The sequence below is a fragment of the Microbulbifer variabilis genome (assembly GCF_052468405.1).
Genome location: NZ_CP174343.1, coordinates 1,478,411 through 1,503,682 on the forward strand (window position 1 = coordinate 1,478,411; position 25,272 = coordinate 1,503,682).

The 25,272-nt window shown below is 50.6% G+C and carries 21 protein-coding genes; 15 read left to right on the forward strand and 6 right to left on the reverse strand.

Annotated features, from left to right (window positions below):
- The first annotated feature begins 18 nt into the window (after positions 1 to 18).
- From ACJJJB_RS06985 to ACJJJB_RS07020, 8 genes are all read left to right on the forward strand, one after another.
- Complete coding sequence (locus ACJJJB_RS06985; protein WP_445365948.1) at positions 19 to 645, forward strand: dUTP diphosphatase; 627 nt, start codon at positions 19 to 21, stop codon at positions 643 to 645.
- Positions 646 to 776: 131 nt separating this feature from the next.
- Entirely contained in the window at positions 777 to 1,757 is a 981-nt protein-coding gene (locus tag ACJJJB_RS06990; RefSeq protein ID WP_020415214.1) for a malate dehydrogenase, read from the forward strand.
- A 173-nt stretch (positions 1,758 to 1,930) separates the two neighbouring features.
- The gene (locus ACJJJB_RS06995) at positions 1,931 to 2,452 is read left to right on the forward strand and encodes a DUF2244 domain-containing protein (RefSeq protein ID WP_040629442.1); all 522 of its coding nucleotides are present in this window, start codon (positions 1,931 to 1,933) and stop codon (positions 2,450 to 2,452) included.
- Between the two features lie 85 nt (positions 2,453 to 2,537).
- Positions 2,538 to 3,014: a thioredoxin-dependent thiol peroxidase gene (gene bcp, locus ACJJJB_RS07000; protein WP_020415216.1), complete on the forward strand. Its 477-nt coding sequence runs from the start codon at positions 2,538 to 2,540 to the stop codon at positions 3,012 to 3,014.
- Between the two features lie 413 nt (positions 3,015 to 3,427).
- Positions 3,428 to 3,874 carry a helix-turn-helix domain-containing protein gene (locus ACJJJB_RS07005; RefSeq protein WP_020415217.1) on the forward strand — a complete coding sequence of 149 codons (447 nt, stop codon included), beginning with the start codon at positions 3,428 to 3,430 and terminating at the stop codon, positions 3,872 to 3,874.
- A gap of 111 nt (positions 3,875 to 3,985) precedes the next feature.
- Positions 3,986 to 4,318 carry a preprotein translocase subunit YajC gene (gene yajC, locus ACJJJB_RS07010; RefSeq protein WP_020415218.1) on the forward strand — a complete coding sequence of 111 codons (333 nt, stop codon included), beginning with the start codon at positions 3,986 to 3,988 and terminating at the stop codon, positions 4,316 to 4,318.
- Positions 4,319 to 4,656: 338 nt separating this feature from the next.
- The gene (locus tag ACJJJB_RS07015; RefSeq protein WP_445365949.1) at positions 4,657 to 5,682 is read left to right on the forward strand and encodes a D-cysteine desulfhydrase family protein; all 1,026 of its coding nucleotides are present in this window, start codon (positions 4,657 to 4,659) and stop codon (positions 5,680 to 5,682) included.
- 109 nt (positions 5,683 to 5,791) lie between these two features.
- Positions 5,792 to 7,450 (forward strand): alanine/glycine:cation symporter family protein, encoded by a 1,659-nt coding sequence (locus ACJJJB_RS07020; RefSeq protein WP_020415221.1) that lies wholly within the window; start codon positions 5,792 to 5,794, stop codon positions 7,448 to 7,450.
- Between the two features lie 113 nt (positions 7,451 to 7,563).
- Here the strand turns inward: ACJJJB_RS07020 and ACJJJB_RS07025 are convergent, their stop codons facing one another.
- On the reverse strand, positions 7,564 to 9,696 hold the full coding sequence (locus ACJJJB_RS07025) for a M4 family metallopeptidase (RefSeq protein ID WP_020415222.1): 2,133 nt from the start codon (positions 9,694 to 9,696) through the stop codon (positions 7,564 to 7,566).
- A 425-nt stretch (positions 9,697 to 10,121) separates the two neighbouring features.
- A complete protein-coding gene (locus ACJJJB_RS07030; RefSeq protein WP_020415223.1) occupies positions 10,122 to 11,456 on the reverse strand; it encodes a glutamine synthetase family protein in 1,335 nt (444 codons plus the stop codon).
- 228 nt (positions 11,457 to 11,684) lie between these two features.
- On the opposite strand from ACJJJB_RS07030, the gene ACJJJB_RS07035 reads away from it, so the two are divergent.
- The 3 genes from ACJJJB_RS07035 (at position 11,685) to cysB (ending at position 15,584) form a co-directional block, all read left to right on the forward strand.
- Positions 11,685 to 12,974: an NAD(P)/FAD-dependent oxidoreductase gene (locus ACJJJB_RS07035; protein WP_020415224.1), complete on the forward strand. Its 1,290-nt coding sequence runs from the start codon at positions 11,685 to 11,687 to the stop codon at positions 12,972 to 12,974.
- A gap of 527 nt (positions 12,975 to 13,501) precedes the next feature.
- Positions 13,502 to 14,404 carry a 5'-nucleotidase gene (locus ACJJJB_RS07040; RefSeq protein WP_282950739.1) on the forward strand — a complete coding sequence of 301 codons (903 nt, stop codon included), beginning with the start codon at positions 13,502 to 13,504 and terminating at the stop codon, positions 14,402 to 14,404.
- Positions 14,405 to 14,612: 208 nt separating this feature from the next.
- Entirely contained in the window at positions 14,613 to 15,584 is a 972-nt protein-coding gene (gene cysB, locus ACJJJB_RS07045; RefSeq protein WP_020415227.1) for an HTH-type transcriptional regulator CysB, read from the forward strand.
- 37 nt (positions 15,585 to 15,621) lie between these two features.
- On the opposite strand, the gene ACJJJB_RS07050 is transcribed toward cysB, so the two are convergent.
- The 3 genes from ACJJJB_RS07050 to ppsR form a co-directional block, all read right to left on the reverse strand.
- Entirely contained in the window at positions 15,622 to 15,915 is a 294-nt protein-coding gene (locus tag ACJJJB_RS07050) for a hypothetical protein (RefSeq protein ID WP_020415228.1), read from the reverse strand.
- Between the two features lie 172 nt (positions 15,916 to 16,087).
- Entirely contained in the window at positions 16,088 to 17,416 is a 1,329-nt protein-coding gene (gene pabB, locus ACJJJB_RS07055; protein WP_020415229.1) for an aminodeoxychorismate synthase component I, read from the reverse strand.
- A gap of 73 nt (positions 17,417 to 17,489) precedes the next feature.
- Entirely contained in the window at positions 17,490 to 18,317 is an 828-nt protein-coding gene (gene ppsR / locus ACJJJB_RS07060; protein ID WP_020415230.1) for a phosphoenolpyruvate synthetase regulatory kinase/phosphorylase PpsR, read from the reverse strand.
- A gap of 204 nt (positions 18,318 to 18,521) precedes the next feature.
- Between ppsR and ppsA the strand changes: the two genes are divergently transcribed.
- The 3 genes from ppsA to rraA all read left to right on the forward strand — a co-directional run bounded on the left by ppsA (position 18,522) and on the right by rraA (position 22,497).
- Positions 18,522 to 20,885, forward strand: a complete 2,364-nt coding sequence (ppsA, locus tag ACJJJB_RS07065) for a phosphoenolpyruvate synthase (protein ID WP_445365950.1) — start codon at positions 18,522 to 18,524, stop codon at positions 20,883 to 20,885.
- Between the two features lie 430 nt (positions 20,886 to 21,315).
- On the forward strand, positions 21,316 to 21,885 hold the full coding sequence (locus ACJJJB_RS07070; RefSeq protein WP_245556727.1) for a L,D-transpeptidase family protein: 570 nt from the start codon (positions 21,316 to 21,318) through the stop codon (positions 21,883 to 21,885).
- A gap of 132 nt (positions 21,886 to 22,017) precedes the next feature.
- Positions 22,018 to 22,497, forward strand: a complete 480-nt coding sequence (rraA, locus tag ACJJJB_RS07075) for a ribonuclease E activity regulator RraA (RefSeq protein ID WP_444901673.1) — start codon at positions 22,018 to 22,020, stop codon at positions 22,495 to 22,497.
- 24 nt (positions 22,498 to 22,521) lie between these two features.
- Here the strand turns inward: rraA and ACJJJB_RS07080 are convergent, their stop codons facing one another.
- Complete coding sequence (locus ACJJJB_RS07080; protein WP_282950736.1) at positions 22,522 to 22,695, reverse strand: hypothetical protein; 174 nt, start codon at positions 22,693 to 22,695, stop codon at positions 22,522 to 22,524.
- A gap of 319 nt (positions 22,696 to 23,014) precedes the next feature.
- Between ACJJJB_RS07080 and ACJJJB_RS07085 the strand changes: the two genes are divergently transcribed.
- Complete coding sequence (locus tag ACJJJB_RS07085; protein ID WP_281166132.1) at positions 23,015 to 25,270, forward strand: acyl-CoA dehydrogenase; 2,256 nt, start codon at positions 23,015 to 23,017, stop codon at positions 25,268 to 25,270.
- The last annotated feature ends 2 nt before the right edge of the window (positions 25,271 to 25,272 follow it).

Below are 25,272 nucleotides of genomic sequence, written 5' to 3' on the forward strand. Positions count from 1 at the left end.
ACTATAGGAAGTACCCGAATGATGAAGCAGCAGTTGCAGGTCATGCTGACCCTGCAAGATGAAATTAATACCGTGGTCAATGAAAATTGGCGGGCCCAGAATTTTGCCTGGTACCGGGCGATCTGGGTAGAGAGTGCAGAGTTACTTGATCACTATGGCTGGAAGTGGTGGAAAAAACAACAGCCGGAAATCGACCAAGTAAAGCTTGAGCTGGTAGATATTTGGCACTTTGGTCTTAGCCTGGAGTTGCAGCAGGGGTCACCTGAGAAAGTGGCTGAAACTATGCTGGGTGAAATAGAAAAGGGATTGCGGGCCCCAGGTGATTTTCGCGAGAACCTGGAATCTTTCACGCTCAATACTTTGGCCAGTAAGCAGTTCGATCTGGGTGGTTTTGCACAATTACTTGCAGATGTGGCAATGCCCTTTGCTGAACTGTACCAGCGATATGTTGGTAAAAATGTACTCAACCGTTTTCGTCAGGATAACGGTTATAAAGAAGGCACTTATATAAAGAACTGGGCTGGTCGAGAAGACAATGAACACCTGGCAGAAATTACCGGGCAGCTCGATCCTTCTGCGGCGGATTACAGTGGCCAGGTCTATTGTTCTCTACAAGAGCGTTATCGAGAAATTGCACTGGCATAATCGTTCTTTTAATGCGTTGGTTGGACGATAAAGAAATTCACCAAGAAATTGAGCCAGTAATTCTATCGCTTGAGGTGAAATTTGCACACGAGGCCCTATAATGCGGCCGCTTACAAACGAGGAGAACTATCGTGAAAGCACCTGTTCGTGTTGCTGTTACCGGCGCCGCCGGTCAGATCAGCTATTCGCTGCTGTTCCGTATTGCTTCCGGCGAGATGCTGGGTAAAGATCAACCAGTTATTTTGCAGCTGTTGGAAATCACTCCGGCATTGGAAGCGCTAAAAGGCGTTGCCATGGAGCTCGAAGACTGTGCTTTCCCGCTGCTCGCGGGTATTGTACAGAGCGATGACGCTACTGTTGCGTTCAAAGACGCTGACTACGCTCTGCTCGTAGGTGCGCGCCCCCGTGGACCGGGCATGGAGCGTAAGGACTTATTGGAAGCCAACGCTGCAATTTTTTCCGCGCAGGGCAAGGCCCTGAACGATGTTGCCTCTCGCAACGTAAAAGTTCTGGTTGTTGGCAACCCGGCTAATACCAATGCCTTGATTGCCCAGCGCAATGCGCCGGACCTGGATCCACGCAATTTTACCGCTATGACCCGTCTGGACCATAATCGCGCATTGTCGCAACTGGCCAATAAGACTGAGTCCAGTGTTAATGACATTACCCACATGACCATCTGGGGCAACCATTCCTCCACTCAGTATCCAGACCTTCACCAGGTTAAAGTATCTGGCACCCCGGCAATGGATAAAGTGGAGCAAGACTGGTACGAGAACGACTTTATCCCAACCGTGCAGCAGCGCGGTGCCGCTATCATCAAGGCACGCGGTGCATCTTCTGCCGCTTCCGCCGCTAACGCCGCTATTGACCATATGCGCGATTGGGCGTTGGGTACTGCTGAAGGCGATTGGACCAGCATGGCTGTTTACAGCGATGGTTCCTACGGTATTCAAGAAGGTTTGATTTACTCCTTCCCTTGCACCTGTAAAGGCGGCGACTGGGAAATCGTGCAAGGCGTAGAAATCAACGAATTCTCCCGCGAGAAAATGGCTGCTACAGAGCAGGAGCTGGCGGAAGAGCGTGATGCAGTAGCTCACCTGCTGCCATAATCGCAATGAATTGACAGCCTGTCGTTAGACAGGGTGGCATTAAAAACCCGCACAGCTAGTGCGGGTTTTTTTATGGTGTGACTTAAAGGTTGAACCAATGAGTCGCCCGCCGGATGTGGGCTTGGGATGCTGGCACTACACTGATTGTTAAGTGTTTGTCGGAAGCGTTTGCTATGGTCACAGAAGTCGGCCGCCACTCCTCCCGCTGTGCCTGTATTCTCTTACAGCCGAATCAATCCCTGTCGGTTTCCGGCAACTTATGGGTGTTTTTCTCTCTTGTTGCAGTCTCCTTGGGCATTAGCTTTGCCTTTGCCTTTGCTGGAGCCTGGATGATCCTGCCATTTGCCGGCCTTGAGATCCTGCTGTTGGGGGTTTTGTTTGCCTACGTGTGCATGGAGGGAACACGTCGTGAGGTTATACGAATTAATAATGAGCAGGTGGTTTTTGATTGCTGTAAGGGCTTTAGGCAGCAGAGTGTTTACCACCGCGAGTTTTCCCGAGATAAGCTGGCCCTTCTTGTTCGTATGGGGGCGAGCTCCGCTGAACCGGCCAAAGTGAGCTTCAGTGGGCCTGAGGGCTGCCTGGAAGTGGGGGAGTTCCTCACTGATGCGGAGAAGGCTGAGCTGGTACAGAAGCTGGGTCGGATCGGTATCATTGCTCGCAAGGAGCAGGAGTTTCACTTGCGTCAATTCTGATTTCTCAGCAGTACTGGCGTCCTCCCTATCCACTTTTCGATATAATCCCCGACATTATTTGTAACTACTCCCCAGGGGATTTCTTATGGCTTTTCCCAAAATCGGCAATTTAGCACCGGCTTTTACTCTTACCAACCAAAGTGGTGAGAAGGTTTCTCTTAAAGACTTTCGTGACAAAAGTAATGTTGTGCTTTATTTCTACCCGAAAGCTCTGACGCCAGGTTGTACCACCCAAGCCTGTGGTATCCGCGATAGTAGTAGTGACTTTGAAAAACTTAATACTGTGGTTCTCGGAGTCAGCCCGGATCCAGAAGCCAAGCTGCAACGTTTTATCGACAAGCACGAACTCAATTTTGACCTCCTGTCTGATGAAGATCATAAGATCGCGGACAAGTATGGCTGCTGGGGCTTGAAGAAATTTATGGGTAAGGAATACATGGGCTTGATCAGAACTACCTTTATTATTGATCAGACCGGCCGCTTGCGTCATATCATTGATAAAGTCAAAACCAAGACTCACAGCGAGGATGTCCTTAACTGGATTGGGGAGAATCTTGATTAGTTAATTCGGCGCAAGTGATAGTTTAGCGGGTGCTCTGGGTGCCTCTGGGCCCTGTTTTTTGGTGTTTGGCATGGAAAACGAGCACTGCAGCCATGTATTTCTGCCCTATACAGCACAATAAGATGAAAAAAACCGCTGTCGTCCCTTGCATTCTCAATTCTTGGTCTATACTGGTCGTTGTAAAGGAAAGGTGCGCCGGCGAGAGAGTGTGTCTCTGTGGGGTATTGCCGGAGCGGTTAGTTTAAAAATTGTACATCTCTGTGAAGGATTCGATGTCTGTTTTTGGTGCATCCCGCATCGAGTGGTAGCCCGCTGAAGAAGTTGGTGTTGGAGTGGGCAGGGGCAATCGGGATTCGCTTGATGCGGACATAGAAAAATAACTGCGGCTCACGGAACTCAAAAGGAGCAGCTCGATGAACCATACTCAGCCCGACCAGACTTCGCTCTCTGAAGATAAATCCCTTCAGCAGGCTAGGATATCCGGTGATCCGAATATCCTCGACCAGCTGCTGGCTCCCCCCGAGGCTACCAGCTTTGGCATTGCTGCCAGAGTGATCGATGTGCTTGAGCAGCGCATCGGTAAGGCCTCTCTCGCAATTCGCCCCGTTGCTTCCGACTTAAGCATGTCTACCCGGACACTGCAGCGTCGTTTACAAGAGCACAATCTGAGCTTCGCCTCACTGCGCGATCATGTGCGTTTTCGCCATGCAGTGCACTTCCTGAAGGATACTGCGCTCAGTGTTGATGGAATTTCAAGGATTCTGGATTTCTCCGACAGAACCAGCTTTACCAGCGCTTTTAAACGTTGGACCGGTATGTCGCCTACTGGCTATCGACGCCAGGTTCGCCAGCGCTTTTAAGTGGAAATTGGTTTGGCCGATCTTGCTCTGGTCGGCCCGATCCGTTGCCTCGACGGGGTAAACCCGTTAGAGTTGGCGGCAATTTTATAGGCTGACTCTTTGAGGTTTTGCATGAGCTTTTTTATTCCCTCTGCGATGGCACAGCAGGCAGCGCCGGCACCACAAGGTAATCCAATGATTACCTTGCTGATGTTTGCGGGCCTGTTCGCGTTCATGTGGTTTTTTATTATTCGCCCTCAACGCAAGCGTCAAAAGGAGCACCAGGAGCTGGTTGGTGCCCTGAAAAAAGGTGATGAAGTGGTGATGAGCAGTGGTATGCTCGGTCGTGTTGATAAGGTGGATGAGGACTACATTGTTCTGGAAGTTGCGGACAACATGTCCTTGAAATTCCAGAAAGTGGCAGTTCACGCTGTTTTGCCAAAAGGCACAATTAAAAAGATCTGATAGCCTTTTGGCTTGATCTTACAATTGTCCAGTTGAGAAAGCCCGGCGATTGCCGGGCTTTCTCGTTTCTGTGAGATTGATTCTTTGCACTCTATGTTATCCCTTATAGAAAAAATCTTTTGGAAGAGCAGTGCAAGCTAATAGTCAGCGTGAATCGAAGCCCGCGATAATCCAAAAAATAATGGGCTTTTCAGAATTATACAAAATTCAGGTGGGTACTCGAATTATGACGAAGGCTGTTTTCGTCTTTAAGTAACCCTTTCTACGACCGCAATTTTGTAAAAACAGACAGAGCAACGACGCCAATATTAGCCCTGTCCATAGAAAAGGAGTCTCTTGTGCCCAAAAGCCTGCTTGTCGAGTTGCCTGAGCGCCTTTGTCTTGGCAACCTGCCAACACCACTGCAGCCTCTTGATCGAATCAGTGAGCGTTACTCCCTTCCTTTTGGTGGCCCCAGAATCTGGGTAAAAAGGGACGATCTGACTGAATTTGGGATGTCTGGTAACAAGCTGCGAAAGCTGGAGTTTGTAGCGGCAGAGGCACTCAGCCGGGGTTGTGACACTTTGATTACCTGTGGGGGGATTCAATCCAACCACTGTCGAACAACGGCACTTGTCGGTGCGCGCCTAGGGCTTGGAGTACACCTTATTTTGCGGGGAGAGCCTGATACTTTAGTGGATGGGAACTTGCTTCTGGACCATCTCGCTGGTGCAAAAGTATCTATCTATCCGCCCAAAGAATATACAGCTGAACTTGGAAGGAACTTTGCTTATTGGCAAGAGGAATATCTGGGCCTGGGGCATCGCTCCCTTTGTATTCCCACTGGCGCTAGTGACGGGCTGGGGATTTGGGGGTACCTGTCTGCTTCGCAGGAGCTAATAGAGGATTGTCACAGCCAAGGCTTTGAGCCAGAGTATATTGTAAGTGCCACCGGCAGTGGTGGAACTCAGGCAGGTTTGACCCTGGGTTGCCAGTTGCTTCAAGTTAAAACGAAGGTCACCGGGTACGCAGTATGTGATAGTGCAGCCTACTTCGAGGACAAAGTTCGCGAGGATATCTTTCACTGGAGCCGCTTGACGGGAAACGAGATCAATCTTTCATCTCTCGAGGTTGATGTAAATGCGAATTTTATCGGGCCTGGGTATGGAGCAGCCGGTCCTGAGGTCTACCAGACAATCAATGAGGTGGCCAGCCTCGAGGGAATTTTGCTTGACCCCGTCTACACCGGCAAAGCCTTTCACGGGCTTTTACATCAGTTGCGCAATGGTAGCTATGAAGGTTGCAGCAATATAGTTTTTGTTCACACTGGCGGACAATTTGCTTTGTTTCCCTACCGGCAAAACTTTTCATTTCAAACGGTTTAACGCCCCTTTACTGTTCTAGTGCTGCGTAAGCTGCTAACCTGCGCAACAAATTACGGCTGTTGCTGTATATAAAACAATCAGAATTAATTCAGAGGAGTGGGGGGTTAGCTTGGATTCCTTTAATCAACTGCTGCTGTCATTGGACGGCATGCTCGGTTCGGCACCTTGGTTTCCCTGGGTGTTGCTCGGGGTAGGTTTCTTTTTCACCATTTATCTTGGGTTCCCGCAAATTCGCTATTTCGGGCACGCAATCAAGATCGTCCAGGGTAAATACGATAAACCTGGTGATCCGGGTGATACCTCGCACTTCCAGGCTCTGGCTACCGCGCTTTCCGGTACCGTGGGTACCGGTAATATTGGTGGTGTAGGTCTTGCTATTTTCCTGGGTGGTCCGGCCGCACTGTTCTGGATGTGGATGACCGCCTTCCTGGGTATGACAACCAAGTTTGTCGAAGTAACGCTCTCCCATAAGTATCGTATTAAAGCCGCAGATGGCTACTACGCTGGTGGCCCCATGTTCTATATGGAGCGCCGCCTCAATATGAAGTGGCTGGCAGTCTTGTTTGCCATTGCTACAGTGATCTGCTCTTTCGGTACTGGAAGCCTGCCTCAGGTGAATAATATTGCTCAGGCAATGCATGACTCCTTTGGTATTGAAAAAGCCCTGACCGGTGGTGTACTCGCCATCCTGTTGGGTATGGTGATTATTGGCGGCATTACCCGAATCGCCAAGGTGACTTCCACTATTGTTCCTGCAATGGCGCTGATCTATGTGATTGGTGCACTGGGTGTGATTTTCTACAACATAGAAAATATCGTTCCCTCCTTTGTGGCCGTTTTCCGCGATGCCTTTACTGGCAGCGCTGCAGTAGGGGGCTTCCTGGGAGCCAGCTTCGCCTATGCCTTTAACCGTGGTGTAAACCGTGGCCTCTTTTCCAACGAAGCGGGGCAGGGCTCTGCGCCGATTGCTCACGCCGCTGCGCGTGCCGATGAGCCTGTTTCCGAGGGCATGGTCTCCCTGCTCGAGCCATTTATCGATACCATCATTATCTGTACCTTGACCGGCCTGGTAATCTTGTCTTCCGGTGTCTGGAGCGAAAAACATGAAAACCTGTTTGAGGGTGCGGATACTTATGTAGTGGAAGGGCGTTATGACGAAGGTAACCCCGAGGAGGTGAAGCAGTTATTTAACTACCTCAGTAGCCAGCCCAGCGATGTGAAACCCTATAATGGCTCGGTGGTTGTAACCGATGGTCGCCCGCTAAACGCTCAGGATTTTACCTTGATCCATGCGCGCTCTATCGCTGAAGACTTGGATTTCCGGGTGGGTGAAGATGAATTCAGCGGTGTACTTAATGTGGTGGATGGTAAGTTTGCCAATGAAGATGTGGATATTTGGGGGAAATCCCTGGTGCACTCAGTAGCGCTTACCAATAAGGCTTTCCAGCGCGGTTTCTTCGGTGAGTATGGTGGCTTGATTGTTACCCTGGGAATTTTGCTGTTCGCTTTCTCTACCGCAATCGCATGGTCTTACTATGGTGATCGTTCCATGATCTACCTATTTGGCCCCAAAGCGGTTATGCCATACAGAATTGTGTATGTTATCGCCTTCTTCTGGGCGGCAATTGAGGATACGACTGTTATTTGGAATCTATCCGCTGTAGCCATTGTCATAATGACTCTGCCCAACTTGTTCGGTATTACCGTATTGGCGAAAGAGATGAAGAATACGGTGAAGGATTACTGGAAGGATCCCAGCCACAAATAGTGTGGTTCTTAGGGACTCTAACCTGAAGCGAAAAAAGGCAGCCTGATGGCTGCCTTTTTTATTGTTCGGTTCCGCTGGTATGGCAAGGGAATCGAACTCCTCAGCAGATATATTTACTCTGCTTGAGCACTCAGGGTGACACCGGAGTATGACTGATAGCCACGAATGCTGATATGCCAGGTACCGCTTTGCGGGTTGCTGATGCTGCAGCTTTCATCATTGCCCCACTTGTATGGACGGCAATCCCAGGTATTGCGAGTTGGTGCTGAACCATGGCGAACATAGAGATCTGCGTCACCACTACCGCCTGACATCGTTGCATTCAAGGTTGATGCACCACTGCCTACCTCCAGGGTGAAGTGCTGCCATGCATTCGCAGAGCCGGAAAGGTTAGTTTCCTCCCAGCCGTCTGAGTTGCCACCTCCGTCGTCACCTGTGAAGCTGCCTACCAGGCTGACACCGGAGAAGGAACTATAACCGCGTACCATGACGTAATAGGTACCTGCTTGCACGTCTGCATCGTCTATATCACAAGTCTCATTATTGCCCCCGCTGAAAGGACGACAGTCGTAACTGGAAGTAGTTGGAGCAGCGCCGAAGCGTACATAGAGATCTGCATCTCCACTTCCGCCAGACATAGCAAAGCTCAGGCCAGTAGCTCCTGCTGGAACCTCTAGAGTGTAATGAAGTTCATCACCAGAGCTGCCGGATAGGCCATCCACAGACTGACCATTTTCTAATTCACCGGGAGGGGGGGGAGGAGTATCGTCACAGGTAACACCGACAGTATTGAAGGCTGCAGTAACGTCAGCCTTGGTGTATCCCAAGTCAACAGCCGCTTGCTCAACGCCACAGGCAGCTTCGTCATAGTCAGAGTTGGTTCCCCAGTACATCTGATTGGCAAGGACGAACACATCAAACGCCGTGCGGGTATTCCAGCCAGAGGTGTTGGCTATCAGGTAGAATGCGCGGTTGTAAACCCCGGAGCTGTAATGCACATCCATGCCGTTATAGTAGTCATCGGCATGGCCGATGGAGCTTCCATCCTGGGTGGGGTCTTCAAAATAACGCAAGGCTCCACTGGACTTGAAAATCTGGGCTCCAACCAGCCAGTCGTTGCTACCGGTCATGAAGTACTCGGCGGCTTCACCTGAAATATCAGAGAAGGCTTCGTTGATACCGCCCGGCTGACCACTGTAAACAAGATTCGAGTTCTGCTCGGTGAAACCGTGGCTGACCTCGTGTGCTGTTACATCCAGGCTGACTAATGGGTAGAAGGTGTTACGGCCATCCCCAAATGTCATTTGGCTGCCATCCCAGAAAGCGTTTTCGTAATTGTTGCCATAGTGCACACGTAAACGCAGCTTCTGGGTCAACGGTGAGGTGTTATACCAATCGTTGAACATATTGAAGACCACACCTCCAAAGAAGTGGGCATCGTTCAGCGGTGAGTAGGCGCCGTTGATTTCCTTGTAATCATTATAAGGGCAGGTGAACTGGTGAACGCTGCCGCCGCTGGTACCGTGGTTCAAATCCACAGTTTCCACGTTAGTGGTATCCATGCGGCAGTTGGCATCCACTTCCATAGAGGGGAAGTCAGTGCCGTATTCATAGCGGCCAGTCTTTTGGTTGCCACCAGGGCCCTGAGCATCCTGGAACGTAAGGCCGTCCCAGTGCTTGATTACTTCGCCAGTCATGGCGTCAATGAAGTAGAAGGGGCGCCTGGGTTCTTCGCCGTATTCAACCCAGTTCACCAGATAAGCGAGACGAGCCTCATCTTGCTCATTAATGTAAACAAACAGCTCTTTTTTCTGGTTCTTGGCTTCCAGCTTCAGAACTGGCAGGGATAACGCTCCCTGCATAATTCCTTGTTGGGCTCGTTGAGTAATCTGGTGGTTCATTGCGCGATCGAGGGCGTTATCACCGTCAATAGATGCGCGGACAGTCGGTACTTCGATTTCCAGTCCTGTCAGAACGTCGCCGTGAACTTCAGTAATTAAACCCTGGCCTGAACTGGTTACGGTCTGTCCCCAAACCGGTATGCCTTTATGTGTCTGCTGATAGCGGGCAACAGTTTTTCCGCTTCCGAGGGTCCGCTCACGGACTTTTACCAGAGCCATATCGGACCCTGCGGCAGCGGTTAGCGTTTGCGGCGAGAGCATATCCGGTGTAGCGGGGATGCGATCGGCAGCCTGGGCACTTATAGCTAAAGCTAAAGTGCAGGTAACTCCTATTAGATGTTTCATTGCTAGCTTTCCCTTTATAACTTTTTATATGAAACCGGACGTCCGGGCCGGGAGATACCCTTGTGGGTTACTACAAAAAAATGGCTGGTCGGTACGGGCCGGTCTTTTAGTGCGGTAAGACAGCAGAAGATAACCAGACGTCAGAGGTGGGACCGCACATGCGGTAATGACGTACGCTTTCTCAAACCTGTTACCCGATTTTAACGGGCAACCTGAGATTACCTTGCGTACGCATAGTGGCAACAAAAAGGTGATGATAAACCTATATATTTGAATTGTTTTCGATATTTTTGCTCAGGTAGTCACAAATCAGCAATTAATATCCTGCCGGAGAAATCCGAAAGATACGCCTAATTATTCCTGCTGAATGAGTGGGGTGCCAGTTAAATATTATTTTTAAAAAAATAATGTGATCATTTTTAAGGTTAAACATTTAGAAGGAGGTACTCCCTCTCCCATGAGCTAATTACCCTGTTGAACTCCTCGTATTCATCGCGCTTAATTGCACTCCATGCTTTTACGAATTTCCTGCCAAACATTTCTGCTGCTTCTTCACACTCCAATAAAAGATTTAGGGCATGTTCTTGCGTGCGGGGTAGGGTGATGGGCTCCATGGAGCAGTCGCCCTGGTAAGGTGCGCTGGGTGCCACTTTATTGATCATCCCTAAATAGCCACAGGCGAGAGAGGCGGCAATGGCTAAATATGGATTGCAGTCAGCTCCTGGAAAGCGATTTTCCAGTCTTTTTCCTTGAGGGGAGCTGTCGGGAACTCGCAATCCAGTTGTGCGGTTGTCATAGCCCCAGTGCAGGCTGGTCGGTGCAGCCATTTCCGGAGTAAAACGTCTATAGGAGTTTACATTCGGGGCAAAAAAGCTGATAAATCCAGGTGTATATTTCTGCATGCCGCCAATAAAGTTTAAGAATGTTTCATTTTCTTTTTCATTTTTGTCAGTGAAAATATTTTTTCCGGTTTTTTCATTAATGACGCTTTGATGTAAGTGTAGTGCGCTGCCAGGCTCATCCTCCATCGGTTTCGCCATAAAGGTTGCATAAATTCCATGGCGCAGTGCAGTTTCCCTTACTGTCCGTTTAAAAGTGAAAACCTGGTCAGCGAGTCGTAAAGGGTCTCCATGCAGAAAATTTATCTCCATTTGCGCGGTGCCAGACTCATGGATAAGCGTGTCCACATCCAGGCCTTGTGCCTCACAGAAATCATACATATCCTCAATGATAGGTTCGTATTCGTTGGCCGCATCGATGCTATAAGATTGCCGGGTTTTTTCTGTGCGGCCAGAGCGACCAACGGGTGCGGAAAGTTTTTCATCCGGGTCTAAATTTCGTTTCACCAGGTAGAATTCCACTTCAGGGGCAACAATCGGCTTCCACCCTTTAGCTGAATATTTTTCTAGAACAAATTTGAGAATATTGCGTGTACTAATCGGATGGGGTCGACCATCGCGTGTATAGCAATCATGAATAATTTGAGCAGTGGGATCATTGGCCCAGGGGTTTAGGCGAACTGAATCGGGATCGGGTACCAAAAGCATATCCGTATCGGCCGGGTCTACCAGTTCGTTATGTTCATCGACGTAGTCGCCGGTCACAGTCTGAACCAGAATGCTTTCCGGAAGGCGGCTGTCCTGGGTGAGGAATTTGTCGGTTGGGGTGAACTTTCCTCTGGCATTGCCCGACATATCAGGTACCAGGCACTCCACCTCGGCGATTTGGTGCTCTGCAAGCCAGTTTGTAATCTTCCGCATCTTAGCCCCTTAGGTAAAATGACCTCTCCCTGTGGTGACTTCAGTATACGCTTGGGCGCCTGCTTGCGTTGTTGTGAGCGAGGGCTGGGGAAAGGGCGCTGCAGATTAATGTGTAGGGTTGACTATGATTGTGACAAAAAGCCTGAGTTAGTATTCAGGAGTGTGTTGTTGCTAATCTTATAAGTTAGTGCTTTTCGGGCGCTCTTATCAGCTCAGGGAATTATTTTAATGAAAGTGCTGAGTGGACATACAGAATCGTACTACGCTGCGAGTGCCAATATGGCTCTCGAATACCCCTTGCTAAATGGGGATATAGAGGCGGATGTCTGTGTGATTGGCGCTGGATACACCGGTCTATCTACGGCACTGCACTTGGCTGAGAGAGGCTATAAGGTTGCGGTGCTTGAAGCTGAGCGAATATCCTGGGGCGCTTCTGGGAGAAATGGTGGTCATGTTGGGGTGGGCCAACGCCGCTGCCAAAGTGATCTGGAGGAAATGTTTGGCGCCGATATTGCGGCCCGGCTCTGGAAGTTCAGTATCGAGGCGGTGCAACTAGTTGAGCGGTTAATTGTTAAGCATAATATCCCCTGTGATCTCAAACGCGGCATTATGCACCTGGCAGCCAAGCCCAGTCATGATAACTATCTGCGTAAGGAAGCGGAGCTGTTGCGGGATCGCTATGGCTACCAGGGGGTGCGATACGCGGATGAGCAGGAAGTACAGGAGCTGGTTGGCTCCACGCGTTATCTCGGAGCTCAAATTGATAGCGATTCGTTGCACCTGCACCCACTAAACTATGCACTGGGGTTGGCAGCGGCCTGTGTTGGGATGGGGGTAAAACTTTTTGAACACAGCAGAGTGCTGCGTTATCGAGGTGGAAGTCCCTGTGAGATCGTAACTGCCAAGGGGCGAGTCAGGTCACGCAATGTGGTGCTGGCTTGTAATGCTTACTTAGGTAAACTCGAACCGCGCATGGCAGGCAAGATAATGCCTATCAATAACTTTGTAATCGCCACCGAGCCTTTGCCCGATTCACAGGCACAAGAGTTGATTGCCAACGATCACGCGGTACAGGACACGCTTTTTGTTATCAATTACTGGAAGCTCTCAGGCGATAACCGCTTGATCTTTGGCGGTGGTGAGAATTACACGACTCGCTTCCCAGCTGATATTCGCAAGTTTGTGCGTAAAAACATGTTGAAGGTATATCCGCAGCTGGAGAGGACTCACATTGAGTATGGCTGGGGAGGGGCTTTGGCAATTACTTTGAACCGCATGCCACACATGGGCAGGCTGGAACCCCATATTTATTACAGTCAGGGGTATTCCGGGCATGGGGTCCCCACGGCTACGTTTGCAGGTAAGGTCCTTGCTGAGGCAATTGCTGGGATCGAAGAGCGCTTCGATATTATGGCCAGGATACCAACAGATACCTTTCCTGGCGGCACCCTGTTACGTTGGCCGGGGCTTGTGTTGGGTATGTTCTATCACAGTATGATGGATAGGTTTGGGCGGTAGTTGCTACCTCGGCATTTCGGAGCCTTGTCTTGCCACCAGCGAGGATGACCAGGACAATTATCTTCTTGGTGGATATCTCTATAGTCTTCTGCTCGTGAAAGGCCCCTGTATACCACTCGACTCCCGAAGAGATCGGTCTATGTCTCTAACTCTGGCTGTGCTTGTAATGGGGGTTTCCGTAGGCTCTCCCTAGCATTGTTTTTTTCAATAATCATGAGACACTCCATTGCAGGCTTAAGTTATGCGGGATGGAGCTCAATCCTATGAGTTGGATTGGCGGCGCGGCGGGCTGCTTATCGGTCATTTGGTGGAAATTTATCAGCGTATAGAGGTTGCATGCCCACCGAATGAGTTGAACGGCCTTCTAAAGTTTGTTTTGGAAGTTAGCGATGCCCAATTGCTGGTGGCGAGCCAAGAGGTATGCCTGAGTGTACTCTGGAAGATTTACGGCGGGTGCTGGGTGCCCTGCTGGAAAAGTGGTATGGCAACAAAAGGCCCGCTGGGCATGAGTATGTGGAGGGGCCTTGATGGATGCTCGACCCGATAAGTTGGTAATTGCAATTTCTTCGCGTGCATTGTTTAACCTGGGTGAGAGCCACCAGGTATTTGAGGAGCAGGGGTTACAAGCCTTTTCCCGTTACCAGATTGACCGGGAGAACGATGTGCTGGATAAGGGAGACGCTTTTCCTCTTGTTGAGAAGTTATTAAAGATTAATGAGCTGCTAGAGGGAGAGCCCCGGGTTGAAGTGATATTACTTTCCCGCAACAGTGCTGATACCGGCTTGAGGGTGTTTAACTCCATCGAGCACTATGGTTTGGATATTACCCGTGCAGCTTTTTGTAATGGCGAGAGCCCTTACCGCTATATCGGCCCCTTTGGCTGTAATCTGTTTCTGTCTACAGATGGGCTGGATGTCCAGCGTGCACTGGAGCAGGGGGTGGCTGCGGCTACCTTGGTGGCAGGTGGGAGTCGCGAGTATCGGGATGACGTGCTGCGTTTTGCATTTGATGGCGACGCCGTTATTTTTTCTGATGAGGCTGAGAGAATTTATAAGCGCGATGGCCTTGCCGCTTTTGCGAAGGCGGAGCGGGCTTCAGCCCAGGAACCACTTGGCGGGGGTCCATTTAAAGGGTTCCTTGAGGCCCTGCAAAAGCTCCAGTCGGAATTCGGCCTGGATTCCTGTCCTATTCGTACTGCCTTGGTTACTGCGCGATCTGCGCCGGCTCATGAGCGAGTGATTCGCACCCTGCGGGCCTGGAATATTCGTGTAGATGAGTCGGTGTTTCTGGGTGGGTTGCCAAAAGGCGAGTTCCTGCGTGCTTTTGGGGCCGATGTCTTTTTTGATGATCAGCCGACACATTGTGCCTCAGCCGCGGAGCATGTTGCCACGGGACATGTGCCCCACGGTATTGCCAATGCTGAAGCCTGATCAAAGAATCCCGCCAGAATGGGATTTATCTCTCAAAGTCGATTGACACTAGCTCCTCTTCACCGGATATTCATCTGTCTGTTGGCCCGGGCTCTAATTCGCTGCTATTCTTTTCGCGCATAACTCAATGTGTTTTTTATAACAAACAATTTATCTGTCAGGGTTGCGCTCGTTCTGGGGCGGGGTGATTGATAGTAAGGGAGGACCTATGAAGCTGCAGCAGTTGCGATATATCTGGGAAGTGGCGCATCACGATCTCAACGTTTCTGCTACTGCGCAGAGTCTCTACACTTCTCAGCCGGGTATCAGTAAACAGATCCGCTTGCTTGAAGATGAGTTAGGTGTCGAAATCTTCGCTCGCAGCGGCAAGCACCTTACAAGGGTCACCCCTGCTGGTGAGGCAATTCTTAAGACGGCCGGCGAAATCATGCGCAAGGTTGAGAATATCAAGCAGGTTGCGCAAGAGTTTAGTAATGACAAGAAGGGCAGTCTGTCTGTTGCCACCACTCACACCCAGGCTCGCTATGCATTGCCCCCGGTTATCAAGCTGTTTATTTCCCGTTATCCGGAAGTGTCCCTCCATATGCATCAGGGCACTCCAATGCAAATTTCAGAAATGGCAGCGGATGGCACTGCGGATTTTGCAATTGCCACTGAAGCGTTGGAATTGTTCAGTGATTTAGTGATGATGCCGGTTTATCGCTGGAATCGCTGTGTACTGGTGCCGAAAGACCACCCCCTGTGCCAGGCCAGCAAACTGGATCTTGAGGAGGTTGCAAAGTACCCAATAGTGACTTATGTATTCGGCTTCACTGGTCGTTCAAAACTAGATGAGGCCTTTCTGGAAAAAGGACTGTCACCGAAAGTCGTATTTACTGCTGCTGATGCGGATGTGATCAAGACCTATGTGCGCCTTGGCTTGGGGATTGGTATTGTGGCGGATATGGCAGTGGATGGAGAGGATGAGGATCTGGTAGCGCTGGATGCCAGCAATTTGTTTGAACCCAGCGTGACAAAGATTGGTTTCCGAAAAGGAATTTTTCTACGCGGTTTTATGTATGAATTTATCCAGCAATTTGCCCCGCATCTAACCCGTGAGCTGGTTGATCAAGCGGCACATGCTGGGAGTCGTGCAGAGGTTGATGCGCTGTTTTCTGGCATGGAACTGCCAGTTTACTAGTCCAGCTATTTAAGAGGCCATGCTTTAAAGGTAGAGGCTAGGAGGCCTCTACCTGAATCATTGGTTGCAGTACTTCTTTGGCGAACTTGAAATAAACGGTATAAATCACCGCTTCCTGGCCTTCCCGCTCAACGACAAAAAAGGGTGCGCGCTCTACTTTGTATTGCTGGGCGATTTTTATTCCGGCGCTCTGTGGGTCGCGCACATCGGCTATCAGCGTCTGGTCGATAAACTTGAGCTGATCATTTCCCTCCAGCTTTTCCTGCACGTCGCGGCACTTGGCGCAGGGAGAGCCATCGGCGAGTACTTTTTTGACCAGTGTGATCTTCACAATAAATTCCTTGATCCGTTATAAGCACCGAAATTGGAGCTATTAACCACGAATTTATCAGAAGGTCTAATAACATTGAAATATCGATCCAGGATAGGGCTATAACCAAAAACTGTAGTCTCACTACAGGAATTGGTGCCAAACGCGGAATTGTCAGCTTCCCATAATCCTATTAGCGTAAAAACTGCTCAGTGGTATCTAAAAGCAGGCGCACCTTGGCTAAGCATTCGCGATGTTCTGCCGCAGGATCCGAGTCTGCGACAATGCCACCGCCCGCTGCGCAGGTTATGCGCCCATTGCTAGCACTGAAAGTGCGGATAGCAATATTGGTGTCAGCTCGGCCACAGCTACTGACGTAGCCGATGCTACCGCAATAAATGCCACGGGGACTGGACTCAAGCTCGCGGATGACTTCCATCGAGCGCCTTTTAGGTGCTCCGGTAATCGAGCCTCCAGGGAAGCAAGCTGCGAGGAGGTCACTGTAAGCAGAGTCCTCTGACATCTCGCCGGTAACAACACTAACGAGGTGGTGAACATTCGCGAAGCTGGCTAGCTGAAACAACTCTGGTACACGCACACTGCCTTTACGACACAACTTACTAAAATCATTGCGGAGTAGATCTACGATCATTAGGTTCTCGGCGCGATCCTTGGGGCTCCTCTGCAGGGTGAAGGCTGCTCTCTGGTCCGCTAGCGGGTCGGCAACCCGGGCAGCAGTGCCTTTGATTGGTTCTGTGCGCAAGCTGTCGCCATCTGCGCGGATAAAACGCTCCGGCGACATGCTCAGTAGGCTTCCCTGAGCTAGTTCCATATAGGCAGAAAAGGGACCCGCGACCCGTGTGCGTAGGGCCAGGTAGGCACTGAAGGGGTCGCCTTCATAGGGGGCGCAAAACCTTTGCGTGAAGTTTGCCTGGTAGACATCTCCTGCGGCGATATATTCGAGAATGCGTTCAATCCGAGCGCGATATTCCTCAGCGCTGAACTCATGTTCAAATGGGGCCAGCAGGCGGAACTCCGCCGTGTTCAAAGGCTTTTCCCAGGTTATCGAGTTAAAACGCTCGGTCAATTCTTGCACTTGTCGAGGTGGGCAGGCTGGGTGGAATACCAGGTGGCAGCTGCCTAATTGGTGGTCTGCGATATAAGCCCAGCCATAGAGACCAAAAAAGCCTGCCGGTAAATCGGTAGGGCGGGTGTCCGATGGAAGATAGTTGCCCTCTACCCCAAGTTCATATCCCGCATAGCCGATCACTCCGCCGCAAAAAGGCAATTGCGAGTCCCGCTCCTGTGGGCACAGCTCGCAGGTCAAGTCATCCAGCTGTGAAAAGGGGGCTGGGCTATTTGCATGCAACTCGAGGGTGCTGAGGGGGTCGGCGCTGATGATGTCATAGCGGCCTCCACCAATGGGTCGGCCACTGTCGAGCCATACCGGTGCGGGTAGGTCGGCCACTGCGGCAAAGGCCGCTGCTGTGTTCAGGGAATAGGGCAGGGAGACAATTTGCATATCAAAACATGGCTGTCCGGAAGACGGCGCACACTACACATTTTGTGGCGGCGTGAAAAGTCCGCGTGGTTCTTTAGTCAATTCTGCGTTCGATACCGGCTTGTGACATTAAGCGCGTCGCAAGCTCCTCCACTGAAAGCTGTGTGGCATTGAGAAAAGGCACTTGTGCCCTTCGCAACATCTGCTCCACTTGGCGCACTTCGAATTCACATTGCTCCTTAGAAGCGTAGCGGCTATTGGCGCGTCTTTCCTGCCTAATTTGCATCAGGCGCTTGGGATCTATGGTCAGACCAAATAACTTGCGGCGATAAGGGCGCAAAATCTTTGGCAGTGTGGTGGAGTCCATGTCCTCCTCGGTAATGGGGTAGTTGGCAGCACGTAGCCCAAACTGCAGTGCCAGGTACAAGCAGGTGGGCGTTTTGCCGGACCGGGATACGCCGAGCAGTATCACGTCAGCCTGCTCAAACTCACTAACCCTGCGTCCATCATCGTTGTCGATAGCAAAGTGCACCGCATCAATGCGCTCACTATAGCGGCGGTTGTCGGCAATGCCGTGGGAGACATTGACGGTCTGTGCCGGGTCTCTACCGAACAGGTTGGCTAATGGTGTCAGGTAGTTTTCGAAAACATCCAGCATCAAGGCGGGACTTTGGTGTAACTGATCGCGGATCTGGTCAGAAACGATACTGGTAATAATGATCGGTTGGAGGCCCGATTCTTTAGCAGCTTTTTCAATCCGCTGAAGTGCTAGCTGTACCTTCTCGTTAGAGTCGATATAAGGCAGGGTTACCTGTTCCACATGCTGGTCCTGGAACTGGGCCAGAAGGCTGTGACCGATAGCTTCCACAGTGAGACCGGTTCCGTCGGAAATGAAAAAAGCGGTGCGCTTGTCTTTTGCCATGATTCTTCTCTATCTGTTGGCAGGTTGCCGGGCGGCGAAAAGGCGCCCAGTATAAAAGGGGTGGGACAAAAGGTCTTTTATTCCGTGATACTGAAATTTTTGTAGAAAATTTACAACATTTTCAACGTATTTTACGGGCTATTTTTTACAAGACTCATCCTTATAATCAGCGCCCACTAATACCTGATTTCAGAGGGGCTTCACTTGACGAACTTCACCATCGACTTCGCAAAACTGGGTATGGACGATGTCGACAAGGTCGGCGGTAAAAACGCATCACTCGGTGAGATGATCTCTTCACTTGCCGGTGCCGGCGTGAGTGTACCGGGCGGCTTTGCAACTACCGCGGAGGCCTTCCAGGCTTTCCTCGCCCACGAACAGTTAGAGCAGCGAATCGCCGAGCGTTTGAAAGGGCTGGACGTTGGTGATGTTGTGGAACTGGCGAAGGCCGGCGACGAAATTCGGAACTGGATTCTGCAAACGCCATTCCCCGCTCAGCTTGAAAAAGAGATTCGTGATGGATACGAGGCTTTGGGCGGTGGTGAGACGGCTGTCGCTGTGCGCTCCTCCGCAACAGCAGAAGACTTGCCGGATGCCTCTTTCGCAGGCCAGCAGGAGACTTTCCTAAACATCCGCGGAGTTGATGCGGTTTTGCAGGCGGTTAAGGAAGTTTTTGCTTCTCTCTATAACGATCGCGCTATTGCTTACCGGGTACATACGGGTTATGCGGATGTGGGGGTAGCCCTGTCTGCTGGTATTCAGCACATGGTGCGCAGTGAAACTGGTGCTGCCGGTGTAATGTTTACCCTGGATACAGAGAGCGGTTTCCGCGATGTAATCTTTATCACTGCTGCCTTCGGTTTGGGCGAGACAGTGGTGCAGGGTGCGGTAAACCCTGATGAATTTTATCTGTACAAGCCTGCCTTGGATACTGGTCGCCCTGCGATTTTGCGCCGCAACCGCGGTAGTAAAGCAATCAAGATGGTATACGACCAAAGTGGTGAGTGCGGCCGTTCTGTTAAAACTGTTGAGGTGGCAGAAGAAGATCGCCAGCGTTTTGCTCTGAATGATGAAGAGTTGACCAGCCTGGCTGTGCAAGCTCGCAAGATTGAAGAGCACTATGGTCGGCCGATGGATATCGAGTGGGCCAAAGACGGTGACACCGGTGAGTTGTTTATTGTTCAGGCTCGTCCAGAGACAGTTCGTTCTCGCGATCAGGGTACCAGTATTGAGCGTTACAGCCTGCAGGAGCGTGGAAAGGTATTGTGTGAGGGCCGCGCGATTGGCCAGCGCATTGGCGCCGGCCGGGTGCGTAAGCTGAAGTCTGTTGAAGATATGGCGGCGATGCAGGATGGTGAAGTCCTGGTGACGGATATGACCGATCCAGACTGGGAGCCAGTGCTGAAGAAGGCCAGTGCGATCGTTACCAATCGTGGCGGCCGTACCTGTCACGCGGCCATTATTGCTCGTGAGCTGGGTATTCCCGCGGTGGTCGGCTGTGGCAATGCTACCGAGCTGCTGGAAAGCGGCACTCCGGTGACCGTATCCTGTGCTGAGGGGGATACTGGTTTCGTTATGTCTGGAGAGCTGGATTTCCAGCGTGAGGAAACTGAAGTTTCCGAAATGCCGGATCTGCCATTTAAGATTATGCTCAATGTAGGCAACCCGGATCGCGCATTTGCTTTCAGCCACCTGCCCAATCAGGGCGTAGGTCTTGCACGCTTAGAGTTCATCCTCAACCGCATGATCGGCATTCACCCAAAAGCTCTGCTGGAGCTGGACAGCCTGCCGGAGGACCTGCAACAGAATATCCGTGAGCGCATTGGTGGCTATGCTTCTCCTGAAGACTTTATTGTTGAGAAGCTGGTTGAAGGTATCGCCACCTTGGCCGCTGCTTTCGCGCCTAACCGTGTCATTGTGCGTTTGTCAGATTTTAAATCCAATGAATACGCACACCTGGTTGGCGGCCAGTTGTATGAGCCTAGTGAAGAAAATCCGATGCTTGGCTTCCGCGGTGCTGCCCGTTATCGCTCTGAAGATTTCCGCCAATGCTTCGCTCTCGAATGTCGCGCATTGAAAAAAGTACGCGATGAGATGGGGCTGACCAATGTTGAAATTATGGTGCCCTTCGTACGTACACCGGAAGAGGCTGAGGAAGTTGTTGGCCTGCTTGCAGAGAATGGCCTGCGCCGCGGGGAAGGTGGACTCAAAGTCATTATGATGTGTGAGCTGCCTTCAAATGCCCTGCTGGCTGAGGAGTTCCTGCAGCATTTCGATGGTTTCTCTATCGGTTCAAATGACCTGACTCAGCTCACCTTGGGACTGGACCGAGACTCCGGCCTGGTGGCTGATCTATTCGATGAGCGCAATCCGGCAGTAAAGGCTCTGCTGTCCCGCGCTATCCAGGCTTGTAAGAAAGCCGGCAAATATGTGGGCATTTGCGGTCAGGGCCCTTCTGACCACAAAGACTTTGCCCGCTGGTTGATGGATGAAGGGATAGACAGTGTTTCCCTCAACCCGGATACCGCTGTAGATACCTGGCTATTCCTGGCGAACGAGGAAGCCTAATTTCCTCGCCGATGCGGCCCTTATTGGGCCGCTTTTCTATTTTTCAGTCTAAAACCTGGCTAAAATTTTTTTGCACAAACGCAAAGCGCCCCTGGCCAAAAATTAGGCTTCTGTTGCTGCTTCTCTCGATATCCTCGAAATTTGTCCTGTATTCTTTGTGTGAGACTTGCAGATCACACGCTACCTAAAAAATTCAAACCTCTATGCTTTTTCACCCAGAGAATTATTCATTCTAAGGCTTTGTATTTAACTCAATAGAATCGGAAGAGTCCTGAGGCAGCGCGTTAACCGGAAAAATTCGCGTATTTTGCTTTAGCACTGATTCACCAAATTGGGGATTATCCCCGGGTTGAGCTTGAAAGTGGATTCGGTTGGGCTGTTTCCCTTTCCATCCACTTCAGCAAAGCAGATAAAGTTGTTGAGGTGAGCTATGCAGTTAAGCAGACAATTAAAGATCCCCATTTTGCACATCTTCCTGATGTTATGTCTTTTGACATTGTTGGCGGTGCCCCCTGCAATAGCGAAGCCACGTGGTGGTAACTGGTTTGATGACCGAGCTGCCGCGAGGGGAGGAAGCCCGTCAATCAGGATTGATTTAAGTGAACAGCGAGCTTACTTGTACAAAGGTGGCAAGTTAGTAGGGGTATCCAGGATATCCTCAGGTAAACGCGGTTATAGCACACGCCCTGGACACTTCCGCGTTCTTTCCAAGCACCCCTATCACCGATCTTCGATTTACGGTAGTTATGTCGACAGGCGCTCGGGCCGCGTAGTGCGGTCTAATGTTAATACCCGTAAGCATCGTCGTCCTGCAGGTACTGTGTATCGTGGGGCCAGAATGAATAATTATATTCGTTTTAATGGTGGAATCGGCTTGCACGCCTCAGGCAGTGTACCCAGATACCCGGCATCCCATGGCTGTGTGCGTATGCCCCCGCATATGGCGAGAAAGTTTTATCGGCATGTGCGTGTTGGTACTCCGGTTAGGGTAACCCACTAGATGAATTTGTAACAGCGAAGGCTTGGCCGGGTATTATCAACAGTGGTGATACCCGGTATTTTTTTGTTTCCCTGCCAGCATTGCCCCAGTATCGCTATCATTCCTCTTTTCCCAATAACTGTGAGATAGCTGATGCCAATTTCTACTCCTGATCTGTGCGATGCCCATGGCGACGAGGTGCGAGTGGTTGAGCCGATGTTTGTAAATTACGGAGGCCGAGAGCGTTTCGGTGGAAAAATTGTAACCATTAAGTGTTTCGAGGATAACTCATTGGTGCGTGAACTGGTGACGGAGCCGGGCCAGGGAAAAGTATTGGTGGTGGATGCGGGAGGTTCTATGCGTAGAGCCTGTTTGGGGGATATGTTGGCAGAGAAGGCCGTGGCAAATGGCTGGGAAGGGATAGTGATGTATGGGTGTATCCGAGATGTCGATGAAATATCTGCGTTGGACCTGGGTGTTCAGGCCCTGGGAACCCACCCGATGAAAACTGAAAAGAAAGGTATTGGCGAAAGAGATCTTGCAGTTACTTTTGGCGGCGCTACCTTCCACCCTGGAGAATATCTCTATGCTGATAATAACGGCATTATCATTGCCGGTAAGTCACTAACCTGAAGTCAGATTCTCTGATTGAGCAAGTTACACAGCGGCGTTATAGGCAACGATTGGCGATATGTGTAGCCCTTTTTCTGTGGGAAAGGCAATTGCCTGCACTGGAGAGCGTGTCCTAGCGACTATCGGCCTGGTCTGCATGGAGTTTTGGGGGAATACGAGCCCTACACTGATAGGTGTTGTTGTCACAATAACTTCCATAAGAACTTCCTAAATCTACTTTTTGTTATCGGTCTTTGGCGCACAAATATATATCCTTTTGGTGAACTTTTTTTTCGCGGAACTTGTTGAATTGTTTGTTTGCCAGGGTTGCTCACCCCGTTTAGAGCGACTGAAGGATAGGTAGACTTTCCTGAACAATGGTGTCAGCTGGCGCATATCTTTACCTCCCTGCTTTCAACGTTCTCCGGCGGGTCATCCATTTCCTCAGGGCGTGGCTCCCCAGCGGAAAACGTCACCTATCATTGTGCTTTGGTAATCCTCGATATCCCGTTGGAAATGGCAGGGTATTTCGCCGTTACTGCCAGTATGGAAGGTAAAAATGAGTGAATGGCGTAAGAAGTTCTTTACCAGGCCTCTTCTCAAAGTCATTAAGCGGGTTCTTCCGCCAATTTCCGAGACTGAGCGCGAGGCGATGGAAGCCGGTGAGGTTTGGTGGGATGCCGAACTTTTATCGGGAAAGCCTGATTGGAAGCAGCTGCTGGACATGGGGCCGCCAGAGCTGAGTGAGGAAGAGAAGGCATTCCTGGATGGCCCCACAGAAGAACTCTGCCAAATGGTAAATGACTGGCAGATCAGCTTTGTCGATCACAATATCCCGGAGCATGTTTGGGACTTCCTTAGAAAAAATCGCTTTTTTGGCATTATCATTCCCAAGAAATACGGTGGTCTTGGGTTCTCCCCCACAGCACATGCCGAGATAGTCACCAAAATTTCCACCCGCAGCAATTGTGTGGGAGTGACGGTGATGGTGCCAAATTCCCTGGGCCCGGGAGAATTACTGTTATCCCATGGTACTCAGGAACAGAAAGACTATTATCTGCCTCGACTTGCGGACGGGACAGATATCCCATGTTTCGCCTTGACCAGCCCCCAGGCAGGCTCAGATGCTGCAGCCATGGTTGACCGGGGTGAGGTTTGTTATGGGGAGTATAAGGGCGAGAAAGTCCTCGGCATGCGTGTGAACTGGCACAAGCGGTATATTACCTTGGGACCGGTAGCCACGGTATTGGGACTAGCTTTCAAACTCTACGATCCAGAGCACATTTTGGGAGACAAGGAAGCGCTGGGAATTACCGTTGCACTAGTACCCACCGATACTCCCGGAATCACAATTGGACAGCGTCATTTACCAGCCATGCAATCTTTCCAGAACGGACCTAATTGGGGAAAGGATGTTTTTATTCCCATGGATTGGATTATTGGTGGCGAGGAAAATGTCGGGAAGGGTTGGGAAATGCTGATGAGTGCCCTGGCTGCAGGGCGCGGTATTTCTTTACCCTCACTGTCTACTGGCGGGGCCAAGATGGCGGCGCGTACCACAGGTGCCTATGCGCGTATTAGAGAACAGTTCAATGTGCCAGTTGGGCGTTTTGAAGGAGTACAGCGACGCCTGGCAGAGATTGCTTCTATCGCCTTCGTGCTCGATAGTGCCCATAAAACCACAACCCGAGCCCTTGACCATGGACGAAAGCCAGCGGTAATTACAGCCATAATGAAGGCTAATGCCACCTCTGGATTGCGTCATGCAGTTAATGATGCAATGGATATCCATGCTGGCAAGGCGATAATGGATGGCCCCCTGAATTACCTGGGGAATGCCTACCGTGCCGTACCGGTAGCGATCACTGTAGAGGGTGCAAATCTACTGACCCGCAGCCTGATGATTTTTGGTCAGGGTGCAGTTCGTTGTCACCCCTACTTACTGGATGAAATGTTAGCGGCGGAGAATCCAGATGAAGAAGAGGGCTTGGACCAGCTGGATAAGTTATTGCCCAAGCATATGTGGTTCCAGGTAAAGACTCTGTTACGAGGGTTTTTCCATGGCTGGACAGTAGGGCTTTTCGCCAGCAGTCCTCGCAATGTCGGCGGGGCAGCAAAATACTATCGACAATTGAATCGCTATTCGGCAGTGCTCACTTTAGTAACAGAAATTTCTTTGATGAGCCTGGGTGGAGAGTTGAAAAGAAAAGAACTGATTTCCTCGCGCTTGGGAGATGTTCTCAGCCAGCTCTATTTACTCAGCTGCACTTTGAAGCGCTTCTACGACGACGGAAACCCCAAGGATGATTTACCCCTGTTGGAATACTCCATGCGTGATGGACTACACAAGATAGAGGTGAATCTTCTTGAAGTTTTTCAGAATTTTCCTCGACCATTCCTCGGCCAGGTGATGCATTTTCTAACCATGCCCTGGGGACACAGTGTACATACCGCATCAGATCGCCAGGCTCATGCTTGCGCGGAATTATTGCTGACTCCCTCTAAAACCCGGGATCGTCTCACTAGAGGTGTATTCCTGGGCAACCCTGGTGATGGGGTGGATATTGTCGAGCAGGCATTTATAAAAGTTTGCGCGTCAGAGAGAGCTAGGGAAAAGCTCAAGAAAGGGGGAGTGCGTACCCTGAGCCGTGAGAGTGTGGATGAGGGCTTGCAGCGTAATTTGATTAGTGATGAAGAGGCTGATGCTTTGCGTGATGCTGCTGATGCCGTGGATAAGGCAATCCAGGTCGACCACTTTGAGCATTTGGGGGAGGAGTCTGGAAAGATAGAATAACG